Here is a 13,923-nt window from a genome sequence, read left to right as displayed (position 1 = left end):
AGTAGGCGTCTCGCTCACACTAATTCCAGCGACTTGTCGACCTTTTCCGCCAGCGCCCATTCCACATGCTCCCGCACCAGTGCGGAAGGATGTTCCTGCCGCATCCGCAACGCATCAATGACAGCCGGTGCCGGCGGTGCGTTGCCCAAAGCCACGGCGACATTGCGCAACCAGCGTTCATGGCCGATCCGGCGGATGGCGCTGCCTTCAGTCCGCTGTAGAAACTCCGCCTCATCCCAGCCAAACAGATCAATCAATCCTGGCGCATCCAATCCATGCCGGGCGCGGAAATCCGGCTCGGCAGTCATTGTTGCAAAATGGTTCCACGGACAGACCAGTTGGCAGTCGTCGCAGCCATAAATCCGGTTGCCGATGGCGCGGCGAAATTGCAGCGGAATCGGCCCGTGTAACTCGATGGTGTGATAGGAAATGCAGCGACGGGCATCCACTTGGTACGGCGCGACGATGGCCTGAGTCGGGCAGATCTCCAGACAGGCGTTGCAGCGCCCGCAATGAGCAGTCACCGGCGCATCCACCGGCAGCGGCAAATCCACATAAATCTCGCCAAGGAAAAACCACGAACCCGCTTTTCGGTCCAGTAGCGTACTGTGTTTGCCAATCCAGCCCAAGCCGGCTTTTGCTGCCAGCGCCTTTTCCAGCACCGGGGCGCTGTCCACGAATACCCGATAACCGAATGGGCCAATCGCGGCGGTAATCCGCTCGGCCAGTCGTTGCAGGCGTTGCCGTAAAACCTTGTGATAATCCCGGCCCAGTGCATAACGCGACACATAACCAAGTTCCGGGCGGTTCAACACACTCCACGGTTCAGCAGCGTCCGGTGGTCCATAATCCATCCGTGCCGCGATCACCCGAACCGTGCCGGGCACCAGTTCCGCCGGTCGGCTGCGCTTGACCCCGTGCCGCGCCATGTACTCCATCTCACCGTGAAATCCCGCCGCCAGCCAGTCGAATAACCATGCCTCGGGTTCGCCGAGATCAAGATCAGCGATGCCGACCTGCTGGAATCCCAATTCCCGCCCCCACGTTTTAATAGTGGCAGCGAGTTCGGCGAGTTTGGAAGTGGAAAGGGCAACGGTCATAGCGATGGGTATCAAGCGGCTAATGGCATAAAATCCATGCAGGACTGGTATGAATCTGCGCATTTCGCTGCAATCCGATTGCGCTATTCCGACATGAATCCTTGCAGCAGATCGTTCAGGAACCGCAGACCGTGGTCGGTGGCTTGCAAGCGTTCGCGGTCCACTTCCAGCAACCCGCGTTCCCGCGATTGGCTTAATGCCGGTTCCAGCGCGGCCAGCGGTAACCCGGTGCGCTCGGTAAACAGCGCCGCCGGTACTCCTTCGATCAGCCGCAGCGCGTTCATCAGGAACTCCACCGGCAGGTCAGCCTCGCCGATCACCGCGTCGCCACCGATACCGGCCCGCATTCCGGCAGACGCCAGATAATCGCGGGGCTGTTTCAGTTTCCACAGCCGATGGATTTGTCCAGCAGCGGGATCCGTCAACTTGCCGTGCGCGCCCGCACCGATGCCCAGATAGTCGCCGAATTCCCAGTAGTTCAAATTGTGCTGGCAGCGCCAACCTTCGCGGGCATAGGCCGACACTTCATATTGCCGATAACCGTGCCGAGCCAGTTCCGCTCGCGCCCGATCCTGAATGACGTCGCTCACTTCATCATCCGGCAATACCGGCGGCGCGTGGTGAAACGCGGTGTTTGGTTCGATAGTGAGCTGATAATAAGAAAGATGGGTTGGTCGCAAAGCCACCGCATTGGCAATATCGGCCAGGGCTTGGTCTACCGTCTGTCCTGGCAGGCCGAACATCAGGTCCAGATTGAAGTTCTCCAGCCCAGCGGCATGAGCGGCTTCGGCGGCGGCGAACGCGGCGCGGCGGTCGTGAATCCGTCCCAACTGCTGCAACTGTCCGTCGTTGAAGCTCTGCACTCCGATGGACAGCCGGTTGATACCGATGGCACGAAATTCAGCGAACCGGTTTTGTTCCACCGTGCCAGGATTGGCTTCCAGGGTGATTTCCAGATCCGGGCGCAACGGCAAGCGGGCACGCAAGCCCGACAGCAGCCGATCCAGCGCCTCGGCGGAGAACAGGCTGGGGGTACCACCGCCAATGAACAGGCTGCTAATCCGCCGCCCCCATACTCGTGGTAAATCCTGCTCCAAGTCCCTCAGCAGCGCATCGACATAAGCCGATTCCGGTAACGGGCTGTGCGCCTGATGGGAATTGAAATCGCAGTATGGACACTTGCGGACACACCACGGGATGTGGAGGTATAACGCCAGCGGAATCGGGGAGAAAAATGCCAACATCACCTCTCTCGAACTAGAATTATGTTGACACCCATTAAAAATTTGCGAGTCATCCCTTCTCCTGACCGCAACCGGTTCACCGCAACGTTTTCCAACCTTCTATGGAAGCGATATGCAACTCAATAAAATTTACGCCAAAACTGCCAAGGGGCTTGAGGAAATCCAGACCCGCATCCATAAACTGCCAGCCAACCTGCGCCGGCTGCTGATCATGGTGGATGGGCATTCCACCGCTGCTGAGATGATCAATCGGCTGACCACCCTCGGCGAGGTCGAACTCGCGCTGGATCAATTGGCGACTGGTGGATTCATTGCGGTCCCTGCGTCCAAATCAGCGGCTCCCGATCCGGCGGCTCCACCTGCGCCACCCGAATTCGATCTTGACCAGGCTAAGAGCCTGATTCACTCCATCCTGCTGGCTGCCATGGGGCCTACCGCTGCCCACCGGATCGAGTGTGTCGAAGCCACCACTACACCTGAGCAGCTCCGCATCGAACTCGAGGTGATCCGCGACATTCTGTCCAAGGTACTTTCCCAGTCGCAGGCCGAACAGGTTTGGCAACAGTTGGCACCGATCATGCCCCCGCTGGAACAGCCGGCATCGATCCCCACTCAGAGTACAACACCCGTAGCGACGGCTGTACCCACCTTCAATCTCGATAAAGCCAAAGGCTTCATCCGCTCCATTTTGCTGGGCGCCATGGGTCCCACGGCGGCGCGTCGGATCGAGCGGATCGAAGCGACCACCACGCCCGAGCATCTCCGGGTCGAACTCGACGCCATCCGTGACATGTTGCCCAAAGTGATCTCCAAACGGCAGGCCGAACAGACCTGGCGGCAACTGGAACCGATCATGATTTCGCTCGGCGCACCAGCGCCTGCTCCCGATGCGAAGACATCAGCGTCAGCGCCAGTGCCAGTGGTACCCCATACCTATATCGGGCCATAAACCGACGGGATACCGCTCTAATTTTGCGCTTTGCTCAATGCGCCGTTGCTGTAGCCCGCACCCAAAAATCCGGATCATTCCGCAACTGTCGGCACAGTAGCACTAACGCCTGGCCGCGATGGCTCAGACGATTCTTGGTCACCAACTCTAATTCAGCCGCAGTCTTCCCCGCCTGATCGGGCGGCAGAAATACCGGGTCGTAGCCAAAGCCGTGAGTACCGTGCGGCTCAAGCGTGATCACGCCCTCCCAACTTCCCTGGCAGATCAGCGGTGTCGGATCAGTGGGATGGCGCAACAACGCCAGTACACACTGAAAGCGGGCGGTGCGCCGTTCTTTGGGCACTTCGCGCAATTCAGCCAGCAGTTGAGCGAGATTGGCGCGGTCGCTGGCTCCAGGCCCAGCGTAACGGGCGGAGTAAATGCCCGGCGCTCCACCCAGCGCATCCACCATCAGCCCGGAATCGTCGGCCAACGCCGATAATCCGCTATGCAAGGCCGCGTTGCGGGCTTTGAGAATAGCGTTCTCGACAAAGCTCAGTCCGGTTTCCGCCACTTCCGGCACGTTGAAAGCCGACTGCGGCACGACCTCCACCGCCAGATTCGCCAGCAGGGCGGCGAATTCCCGCGCCTTGCCGGGATTGTTAGTGGCCAGAACGATTTTAGGCATGGTTTCAGCCCGGCAATCCCAGCACGTCCCGCTGCTTGCGTAACAGGTGCTCAATCCCGCCCCGCGCCAGATCCAGCATCGCCTGCAATTCCTCGATGCGGAAGGCGTGACCCTCAGCGGTGCCTTGGAGTTCGACGAACGCGCCGGCGTCGTTCATCACTACGTTCATATCAGTTTCCGCCTCCGAATCCTCAGCGTAATCCAGATCCAGCACCGGAACGCCCTGATAGATACCCACTGATATTGAGGCCACCTGCCCGTGCAGCGGATTCTTTCTGACTTTCTTGCGCTCCAGCAGATAACGCACGGCATCGGCCAGTGCGACGAAACTGCCGGTGATCGCCGCAGTGCGGGTGCCGCCGTCAGCTTGGATCACGTCGCAATCCAGCGTCACGGTGCGCTCGCCCAGCGCTTCCAGATCCACCACCGAGCGTAGCGCCCGCCCGATCAGTCGCTGGATTTCCATGGTCCGTCCATCCTGGCGGCCACGGCTGGCCTCACGGCTGGAACGGGTATGGGTAGCGCGGGGCAACATGCCATATTCTGCGGTCACCCAGCCTCGCCCCTTGCCCTTGAGAAAGGGCGGTACCCGCTCCTCCACGCTGGCAGTACAGATCACCCGGGTATCGCCGAACTCTACCAGCACTGAACCTTCGGCGTGCTTGGTAAATTGGCGGGTGATCTGAATCGAGCGTGTTTCATCGGCGGCGCGGTGGCTGGGACGCATGGGCAGTTCCTGTGGGCTAAATCGGGATGAAATGATAGGGCGCGGAACTATAACAGAACCGGTGAGCGCCACGAGAGTACCCCCGCAGGTTCGGCGCCGGACGAAAAAATGGCGTGGTATCGCGCTAATACGGCGAATACCACCTAAGATAAAAAAACACTGAAAATGAGGATAGACCCATGTTACGCAGCATGACCGCCTTTGCGCGCCAGGAACAGTCCAGCGCGTGGGGCACGATTACCTGGGAGTTGCGGTCGGTGAACCACCGCTATCTGGAAACTGCCCTGCGCCTGCCGGAAGCGCTGCGAGGCTTGGAAACCCTGGTGCGCGAGCGGATTGGCGCGGCGCTCAGCCGTGGCAAGGTCGAAGCCACACTCAAGCTACAAGCCGCCAGCGCCGCCCCGTCCGCCATTGCCTTGAATTTGCCGGTCGTTGAGCGGTTGCTCGAAGTGGCGGCGGAACTGGAACACATGATCGGGCCGGGCACGGGTCTACGGCTGATCGACGTGCTGCGCTGGCCGGGGGCGCTTAACGAAGCGGAACCCAACCTCGATGACATCCGCGCCGCTGTTCTCAGTGGTCTGGACGCGGCGCTGGCGGAATTGATTGCGACGCGGGAACGGGAAGGTCAGCGCACCGCCGAACTGCTGCAACAACGCTGCGAGGCAATTCGGGTTCAGGTCACGCGGGTACGCACCCGCCGCCCCGAAGTGTTGTCCCGCTGGCGTGACCGGTTGCTCAGCCGGTTGGCGGACATTTCGACCGATAGCGATCCCGGTCGGTTGGAACAGGAGCTGGTTTTGATCGCCCAACGGCTGGATGTGGATGAAGAGCTTGACCGGCTCGACACCCATCTTGACGAGATTCAGGCGGTGTTTGCCCGTCCCGAACCGGTTGGGCGCCGGCTGGATTTTCTAATGCAGGAACTTAATCGCGAAGCCAATACCCTGTCCTCAAAATCTGCCGATACCGATACCACTCGCGCTGCGGTTGAACTCAAGGTGCTGATTGAACAGATGCGCGAACAGATTCAGAATATCGAGTAGATTTTCACCGGGTTTCACCTCATCTTATGCGTCTATTTAAGCCGCTATTTCAGCGGCTTTTTTAGTGTCTTACGGCTGCATTGCATATCTTGAAGTCGCGTAATGTTCGTGTACCCAACAGTGTACCCATAGTTATAGCACTTCTATACAGCTTGTGGAATTTATAAACACCATTTTAATTTACTAAAATCAAGAATTTTCATCACCTATATCTTTTCCTGATTGCCCCATCAACAATGCGCGACGAGATCATTGATATTTCTGGCAACGATGTATTGAGCAGACGTAGCATCCACTCGCAACGCCTCGAAATGAGCTTTACCACACTCGATTTTTGCGCTTTCCTTATCGCGCAAGTCGTCAGTAAACAGGCCACCCTTGGTCTCTACCACGAAGTAAAGCCGTTCCGCGCCGTCCTTCTCGATGAGTACCGCCCAATCCGGGTTATAACTGCCCAAGGGCGTCGGGACTTTGAACCAGCCAGGGAGTTTTGCGTATACCTTGACGGATTCGTTCTTCTCCAACTGTTCGGCAAAGGTGCGCTCGACTCCGGCTGAATCGTAAACGATGTGTTCGTAGACCGATTTCTTAACCGCTAACATGTTTTTCAGGTAGCCGGTTAATTCCTCTTGCTCAAAGAGTTCCTGGGCGTAATAGCATTCGTCGCCGAGGCGCTGGTATTTGATGCCGTCCACTAGGGCCAGCCGTTTACTGCGGTTGATAACCTCAGTGGTGAGTTCGATAAACTGCTGCGGATTACGGCTAAAGTCATTCAGTCGCCCGCTGTCATTGAGAATCCGTACCAAACTGCGGCGAGTGAGTTGGGTCTTGTCCTGCAAGTCGGTGAGCAGATCGGGTAATACGATGTCGCGTTCATCCAGGGTGATGCCAAAAGCGGTCGCGGTCTCTGCGGCACTGACTCCGCCCCGCCCGATGGTGAGATCGGCTTTGCGGATATTGACCCGCGTTTTGCTGATCGGTGGCGCGTCCTGTAGCGCCTTGGCGCAATCCGTCAGTAGCTTGTCGTTATCGAACTGCACCCGATAGGTCGTCTTGTGCTTGATGCGATCCCACAGCGCCTTGAATTCAGCACTGTGCAAAATCGCCTGCCGGGTCTTGATCGGCTGTCGTTCATTGGCGTCCTTGATGTCCAGTTTGCCCGCGAGCTTGTGCAGGATCGCCTGCACTTGGGGAAGCTGGGCCTGGAATGATTCAGGCAAGTGCAACGTCCCGTCCTTGAGCGCCCGCCGTAGCGAATCCTGCACCTTGCCGTTTTTGTCCACATAGCCTGCTTTCTGGAGATGGTTCCACAGGGCTTCGGACTGAACGACGCCTAATGCGGTGGTGCGTCCGGTCGCATCCATGACCGGGATGGCCGCGAATTGGTGTTTTTCGACGATGCCGAAGCGAATGCCGGTGTCGGTTTCAATCTCTTTCTGCAAGTTCTCGGCGAATTGTTCGTAGCTCTCGGTGGCGATGACGGTCAGGGTGTTAATGGCAAAGCCGCGCAGCCGTTCGCCCTGCTGGTTCACGCACAAGCGCAGGCCGCGCCCGATAGTCTGGCGGCGTTCGCGTTCACTGCCGATGTCGCGCAGGGCGCAAATCTGGAAGACGTTGGGATTGTCCCAGCCTTCGCGTAGCGCCGAGTGAGAGAAGATGAATTTCAGAGGGGTGTCGAAACTGAGGAGCTTCTCTTTTTCCTTCATGATCAGGCTGTAAGCGCGTTCGGCACTGTCGCGGTTGCCCTGATTATTCTCGGCGGTATCCGTCCATGCGCCTTTCTTGTCGATGGAAAAATAGCCGTCGTGGACTGCGGAAGCCTCTATGGTCAGGTCGATTTCTTTGAACAGGCTTTGATAATCGGGATGGTTCGCCCAGCGCCGATATTCTTCCTCGAACATCAGCGCATATTTTCCCTTCTGTGGTTGGCCGCTGGCGTCGTACTGGCGGTAATGCGCCACAGTGTCGATGAAAAACAAGGACAGCACCTTGATCCCTTGCGGGCGCAAGCGCAGTTCCTTGTCCAGATGCTCCTTGATGGTGCGGCGGATCATCAGCCGTTTGAGCGCATCGCCGTCTACGTCGCCAATCGCCTGACCGAGGGACAGCCAGTGTTCGCCGCCGGGGACTTTGACTTCGACCAATTCCTGACCTTTGGCGCAGCGAATTTCGCCGATCCGGCAATCGGCGTACAGGGCGCGTCTGGTGGTCTGCTCCAGATCATCGCCGTCCTGCACTGTCATGGTTTGGCGGTGAATGGTGGAGCCGCGCTGCACATCCAGTTCGACTTTCGCGGTAATGGTTCCACGCTGATTCTGTGTCGCCAGCAGTTTCACATACGCTTTGTTGTGACCGCCTTGCACATCCAGGGAAGCGACTTCAATCTGCTTCACCAGTTTGCGTTCGTAGGCGTCCACCGCATCGAGCCGATAGAGCATGTGGTGTTTGTCGGCATGGGTTGCGGAGTAACGCAAGGTGCAGAGTGGATTCATCTCGCCGAGGGCTTTCCTGCCATGCCCTTCCAAGCCGCCATCAACGCTTTGCGGTTCATCCACAATGACGATAGGTTGCGTGGCGCGAATCAGGTCAATCGGTTTCTCACCGCCGGTTTTCTCAGTGTCCTTGTAGAGATTATTCACATCCTTTTTGTTAATCGCCCCGACCGTGACCACCATGATTTGAATATGCGGGCTGGTGGCGAAGTTGCGCACTTGGCCGAGTTTGGCGGAATCGTAGAGGAAGAACTCGAAAGGGGTGTTGGCGTAGAGAGGCCGGAAGTGGTCTTCGGTGATCTGGAGGGTTTTGTAGACGCCTTCCTTAATCGCGACCGAGGGCACGACAATGACGAATTTGGTAAAGCCGTAGCCTTTGTTGAGTTCAAAGATCGTGCGCAGATAGACGTAGGTTTTGCCGGTGCCGGTTTCCATCTCGACGGTGAAATCGCCGGACGCGAGGGATGCAGAAGGTTTCAGACCGTTGCGGAGTTGAATGTCGTTGAGGTTGGTGTGGAGTTCATCATCGAGCAGGTGCAGGCGATTACCGATGCCCAGGTCGCTTTGGGCGAAGGTCAGGGTTTGTTGCGCGTCGGGATCGTTATGGGTAACGGTGAACTCGGAGCGGCAAATTTCCTGACCACGAAACAGGTCGCAGACGGATTCGATAGCGGTGCGCTGGTAATCAAGATTGGGTTCAAAGTGGAGTTTCATGGTCGCTCGTAATGTGGATGCAATGCTGCCGGATGACCCGTTCGCCCAGTGCGCCGAATCGTTCCCGCACGGCGCTATGGAATGGACGCAGTTTATTGTTAGTCAGGCACAGCTCCGCCTCGGCAAAATTTTCCAGCGCAGCAGGCATTTCCAGCAGTTGATCGATTTCCTCTTCAAGTGTTTCAAGCCAGCGCCGACGACTGTTAATCAATAATGGCGCATTGAGATTCAATATCGCAATCGTATAAACCGCTTTGCGCTTATTGCTTTCAGAAAGGGTCAACGCCGGTTCAATTCGACCATCACTGGCATAGTGAAAGAAACGCTGACAATCGGGCCGGATTGGGTGAATAAAATCTGATTTTGAATAGTGATTGCTACGCGCATGTCCGCCAAATACATCCCGCTTGATCAGTTTGCGAAAACTAATATCATCAATGGCTGACAGCAACAGGTTATGGTGATCAAAAGTATCGGCAGGAAACTTCGATCTAGGGCGTACATGATCAAGATGCATCCCTAGATCATTAGCATCGAGCAGAGTTTCGCTGTAAGCGCATAAACCAAATTGCTCAAGTAAGCATAGGTCGCGAGTGTCTCGGTTAGCGCGAAAATTTTCCCATGCTTTCGGTGATGCCGTTCCATCGCGCAATTCCTACTGATGCCGAATCTGGCGCTGATTCAATGAGTAGTGTCCACTGGTTTTCTGTATGGCCCTCATTGCCCCAGCGCCTCACGACGGCGCATGATCAGTTCAGCGCGACGAAGCAGGGGATGGTCATTACCCAACGCATCGGTCAATTTGGATCGCAATGCCTGTATCTCTTCAGTGCGCCAATCTCCTTGTTCCACAACCGCTAAATAGTTGCGCAAATCTTTGCTTTCATGAATTTCCGGTTCTGGGGAAACGCCCATCACGGATTGCATGACGTCGGCATTGCTACGGCCATAGGTACGAGCCGGAGGGATCGCGGCAATGGCATCACCTTCCTGGTTTTCACTCAATACGCGCACATGTTCCCGTTTTACTGTTGAAATTACTTGTGGGCTGTGAGTCGTCACGACAAACTGTATTTGCGGAAACGCAAAGGTCAGGTCTTGTAGTACCACTTGTTGCCATTCTGGATGCAGGTGCATATCGACTTCATCAATAAGAATCAGGCCAGGTGTTTGTTTTGCAGCGTTGCGGCCAAAATCAGAATTAAGTCGCGCCATTCGATAAGCAATATCGGCGACTAATGCGATCATATTTCGCACCCCGTCTGAAAGCTGATTAACTTCCAGGACGCCCGATTCCGGGTGTTCCATCACGACCGTTTGGTGCGTAAAGCTGTAGCGCAGATTGCGCCAGCCGGTGGTGGTCATCAGGCATTCATCGACGGCTTGGCGGACAGCGGCGATCAAGGGGGTGTAAGGCGTATCCGTTTCAGCATGGTTATTTCCTAAACGCTCGCGTTGCTGATGGCGCCAATCGAAATCTGCTTGTGCGGTATAGCGAAGCCAATCTTCAAAAAACTTGTAGCTTGAGGCCGGATCAAGGCAGTCCTGATAACCCACTGTTCGCGAATAAAATTCGCTCTCGAATACCTTTTTTTCAGTCTTTTTCTTCTGGTTCCACAGTCTTCCAGTGCCATAATAAGCAACCAGTGGTAATACAACAGATTGTTTTTGCGTTACTGCGTACTGCATTCGTTCGCCAATAGCGGTTAATGGTTTAGCTTCCTTGATCGTTGTACCCGATTTTGGGGTATTGAGCCAACGCGCCCATTCGATAGACTCGCTATTTACTTCACCGCGTGCGTTGATAACTACTGGAAACTGTGGCTCCATCTCGCGCAATTCAATCTGGGTCATTCGTAGCCGTACATCCTCACTATTGATACCGGTGCGTTTCCCCGTATAAAAGCTACCGACAAAGGTGCCTAACGCGACGGCTAGAGCGTCCAGCACTGTTGTTTTGCCGGCGCCGTTGTGGGCAATGAGTACCGTCAACCGCTCATCAAAATCGATGGTCAGATGAGCAAAGCAGCGATAATTTTTTAGCTCCAGTCGTTTAATCCAAGTGCGGTGAGGCATGATCACGCTCTCCGTCAGTAATTGGGATCATGGATTTTTACAGGCTCCGCACGTTATCCAGCCCGTGCTGCTGGAGAATGGCGGTGAGGTTGGTCTTGGCGACATCATCGGCAAAGGCGCTATCGCGAAACACGAGTTGAGAATCGCCAACCGGGGCCAGTTGTTGATGCCAGTCCACCAGCCCCAGGGCCAGCGGTTCGACTTCGGCAGCGGTAATCTGCGGGGCCAAGCAGACCAGCAATACACCCGCGCCGATGTTGTGAACGGTCTTACCCGCGATGGTTTTTTGCTCAATGGGAATGGTGAGGTCGAGGCCGAGCTTGAGCAGCAATTCAAACAGGATGTCCTGTTCGCTGCGGTCGGTTTTCAGGTGGTCGGTAGCGTCGAACAGGGATTGTGGAAGGTTATCGCGGTCGGGTTCCCAGGCGCGGATGTTGGAGGAGTCGAGTTTAAATACGCGGAAGCCGAGATCAAGATTATTTGAACCACGAAAATCACGAAGATCACGAAAAGAATCTTTATCAGCATTACTCAATAAATCTTCGCTTATCTTTTCTTTCGTGCTTTTCGTGTCTTTCGTGGTTAATTCGTTTTTGATTTTAGCAGCAGCACGGCGCAGGCGTTCTTTAGTCAGTTCGGCAATGGTGGAATGATCTATTCGTCCAGTTGGTTCTGGAAGTTGAATAATAACAAAGCGGCGGGTTCCATTATCTTTTGCATTTTGCGCTATTACTGCATTTCCGGTTGTCCCGCTACCGGCAAAAAAATCTACAATAATACTTTCTTTATTAGAACCAATTTTAATAATTTCTTCGATCAATCCACACGGCTTAGGATTTTCAAAAGCCGTCATGCTACCTAGTAGTTCTGCCATTTCAGATGAGCCTTCAGTATTCAAAGGTACAAAATCCCAAATCGTTGGATAGGTAACACCATCTTTAACGTCAATCAAAAATCTTTTTAATTTTGGGCGTCCCTTTCCATTTTCTCCAAAGTAAATCTCATTATTTTCAAGTAACTCAGCTACACGATCTTTACTAAATCGCCAATTCCCGTTAGATGATGGATAGTGTTCTTCACCTGTATTAGGGTTGACAATTGGAAAATACAGGGAAGTCACATAACGACCACCTTTTACATTAGCCATAAGGTCGCCAGGAGTCCAATCACCTTTTACATGATTATCAGGATTTCTGTATCGCTCAATTTGCTCCTGAGACCGTTCACGCAAATTTAATTGTAGTGTTTCAATATTTTTAGAAAACCCAAGTATATAATCATGATTAGCACCAATTATCTTATCGTTTGGTGGTGTACTTCTTTTTTTCCAAATGATCTGCTCAATAAAGTTTTCTTCTCCAAAAATCTCGTTACAAAGCATACGCAAATTTTCAACTTCATTATTATCAATTGAAATAAAAATCACTCCATCATCCCTTAATAAATTCCTCGCCAGTTTCAACCTCGGATACATCATATTCAGCCAATCGGTATGAAACCGCCCACTGGCTTCAGTATTACTGCTAATTTTCCTGCCGCCTTCGACTTGCCCGGTTAGTTCCAGATAATTCCTGATATTGTCCCGGTAATCATCCGGGTAAACGAAATCCTTGCCGGTGTTATAAGGCGGATCGATATAAATGAGCTTCACCTTTCCGGCGTAACTCTTTTGCAGCAACTTCAACACTTCCAGATTGTCGCCCTCAATCATCAGATTCCGAGTCGTATCCCAATCCACGCTGTCCTCCGGGCAAGGGCGCAAGGTGCCGGTCGAGGGCGTCAATGCCAGTTGCCGGGCGCGGCGCTTGCCATGCCAGTTCAGGCCGTATTTCTCCTCGCGTTCTTCCACCGCCCCGCCCAACAGTTGCTTCAACACCTCGAAATCAATCTTGCCCTCGGTGCAGGCTTCCGGGAACAGCGCCTTGAGTTGCTGAAGGTTGTCAGCGATCAAATCAGCGGATTGGGCTTCGGGATCGTGGGCGGTGAGCTTGTGCATGGTGGTTGCAGGCGTTCCAGTCAAATAGCCGTCAAATAAGCCAGAGTTTGAGAAAATGAGCCAAGCCAATGAAAATCATGGGGTTCTGTGAACAGCGATAAGGCAAAAGGTCTTCGCTGGGCATCGCCAGTCAAATAACCATCAAATAAGAAATTCATCGGGTTCCGATCCTCAACACTCAACATAATTTTCTATCTGCGTCATCTGCGTCATCTGCGGAAAATAATTGATCAGTAAACGCTATTTGCTCCCTCACCATTTGCCCATCACGCATCACGATAATCGCGGTTTGCGTTTGGGCAGCGATCTGTCTCGCCCGTTGCGCTGCTCGTTGTAAGGCCGGTATCGCATTGCGCAGGTCTTCATCCTTTGCTTCTTGTAGTGATTTAGCGTTCATTTTCGCTCCAATCAATCAAAGTGATTTCATCCCCGGAACTATCAAAATGCAGCCAAGAATCGACCAAGGTTTTATAGAAAAAATGGAAATTATTGAGTCCTGCTGCAAATCGCCGCCGTATGGTCAATTCAGGAACATCATGTCCTCCTTGACGCACGCGCTCCGCCACTCGCGCAATGGCGATTTCAGCATTAGGCAATTCCAGAAAAACCAGTTTGACCCGATAGCCTTGCGCTTGCCATTCAGGAATAGCACGAGCATAAGCAATGCCGCTCAACGTCGTTTCAAACGCGAAACTTTCTCCATGAGAGACGGCCTCTTTCATCGCTTGCACCATCAACCGCCCCGCTTTCACCGCCGCCCGTTCAGGGGCAAAAGGCGATAAACCCGCAGCGATTAGATCAGCATTGATAAACGTCAAACAATGCGCTTCATTCGGCAAAAACTCGCGGGCAAAAGTGGTCTTTCCTGCACCATTTGGCCCGGCAATCATGACAATCTTCTTTTGCTCCATC

The 13,923-nt window shown here is 54.3% G+C and carries 12 protein-coding genes; 2 read left to right on the top strand and 10 right to left on the bottom strand.

The genetic code is table 11. From position 1 onward, the window contains the following. Nucleotides 1-14: 14 nt before the first annotated feature. Nucleotides 15-1,100 carry a tRNA epoxyqueuosine(34) reductase QueG gene (gene queG, locus BN874_RS13925; RefSeq protein ID WP_034434527.1) on the bottom strand — a complete coding sequence of 362 codons (1,086 nt, stop codon included), beginning with the start codon at nucleotides 1,098-1,100 and terminating at the stop codon, nucleotides 15-17. A gap of 83 nt (nucleotides 1,101-1,183) precedes the next feature. After that, a complete protein-coding gene (hemW, locus tag BN874_RS13920; RefSeq protein ID WP_034434525.1) occupies nucleotides 1,184-2,344 on the bottom strand; it encodes a radical SAM family heme chaperone HemW in 1,161 nt (386 codons plus the stop codon). Between the two features lie 112 nt (nucleotides 2,345-2,456). On the opposite strand from hemW, the gene BN874_RS22720 reads away from it, so the two are divergent. Then, nucleotides 2,457-3,293: a hypothetical protein gene (locus tag BN874_RS22720; protein ID WP_051497855.1), complete on the top strand. Its 837-nt coding sequence runs from the start codon at nucleotides 2,457-2,459 to the stop codon at nucleotides 3,291-3,293. A 34-nt stretch (nucleotides 3,294-3,327) separates the two neighbouring features. Here the strand turns inward: BN874_RS22720 and rdgB are convergent, their stop codons facing one another. Both rdgB and rph read right to left on the bottom strand, forming a co-directional pair. Next, entirely contained in the window at nucleotides 3,328-3,960 is a 633-nt protein-coding gene (gene rdgB / locus BN874_RS13905) for an RdgB/HAM1 family non-canonical purine NTP pyrophosphatase (RefSeq protein ID WP_051497854.1), read from the bottom strand. 4 nt (nucleotides 3,961-3,964) lie between these two features. Beyond that, nucleotides 3,965-4,687, bottom strand: a complete 723-nt coding sequence (rph, locus tag BN874_RS13900) for a ribonuclease PH (protein ID WP_034434523.1) — start codon at nucleotides 4,685-4,687, stop codon at nucleotides 3,965-3,967. Nucleotides 4,688-4,866: 179 nt separating this feature from the next. Between rph and BN874_RS13895 the strand changes: the two genes are divergently transcribed. Further along, nucleotides 4,867-5,733, top strand: a complete 867-nt coding sequence (locus BN874_RS13895) for a YicC/YloC family endoribonuclease (RefSeq protein WP_034434520.1) — start codon at nucleotides 4,867-4,869, stop codon at nucleotides 5,731-5,733. Between the two features lie 230 nt (nucleotides 5,734-5,963). On the opposite strand, the gene BN874_RS13890 is transcribed toward BN874_RS13895, so the two are convergent. From BN874_RS13890 to BN874_RS13865, 6 genes are all read right to left on the bottom strand, one after another. Then, entirely contained in the window at nucleotides 5,964-8,939 is a 2,976-nt protein-coding gene (locus BN874_RS13890; RefSeq protein WP_034434519.1) for a type III restriction-modification system endonuclease, read from the bottom strand. Next, nucleotides 8,923-9,591 (bottom strand): retron system putative HNH endonuclease, encoded by a 669-nt coding sequence (locus tag BN874_RS22715; protein ID WP_081756404.1) that lies wholly within the window; start codon nucleotides 9,589-9,591, stop codon nucleotides 8,923-8,925. Before BN874_RS22715 ends, BN874_RS13890 begins: the two co-directional genes overlap by 17 nt. A gap of 65 nt (nucleotides 9,592-9,656) precedes the next feature. Further along, nucleotides 9,657-11,015: an AAA family ATPase gene (locus BN874_RS13880; RefSeq protein ID WP_034434517.1), complete on the bottom strand. Its 1,359-nt coding sequence runs from the start codon at nucleotides 11,013-11,015 to the stop codon at nucleotides 9,657-9,659. 37 nt (nucleotides 11,016-11,052) lie between these two features. Then, nucleotides 11,053-13,080, bottom strand: coding sequence for a site-specific DNA-methyltransferase (locus tag BN874_RS13875; protein WP_420886137.1), 2,028 nt, complete (start codon nucleotides 13,078-13,080; stop codon nucleotides 11,053-11,055). A 109-nt stretch (nucleotides 13,081-13,189) separates the two neighbouring features. Continuing rightward, nucleotides 13,190-13,408, bottom strand: coding sequence for a hypothetical protein (locus BN874_RS13870; protein ID WP_034434514.1), 219 nt, complete (start codon nucleotides 13,406-13,408; stop codon nucleotides 13,190-13,192). Beyond that, the gene (locus BN874_RS13865; RefSeq protein WP_034434512.1) at nucleotides 13,398-13,922 is read right to left on the bottom strand and encodes an ATPase; all 525 of its coding nucleotides are present in this window, start codon (nucleotides 13,920-13,922) and stop codon (nucleotides 13,398-13,400) included. Before BN874_RS13865 ends, BN874_RS13870 begins: the two co-directional genes overlap by 11 nt. Nucleotide 13,923 lies beyond the last annotated feature (1 nt).

Origin of the sequence: Candidatus Contendobacter odensis Run_B_J11, from assembly GCF_000531125.1 — a bacterium.
Lineage (GTDB): Bacteria > Pseudomonadota > Gammaproteobacteria > Competibacterales > Competibacteraceae > Contendibacter > Contendibacter odensensis.
The sequence above is the reverse complement of the archived record's forward strand: the minus strand, read 5'-3'. Positions and strand labels throughout refer to the sequence as shown.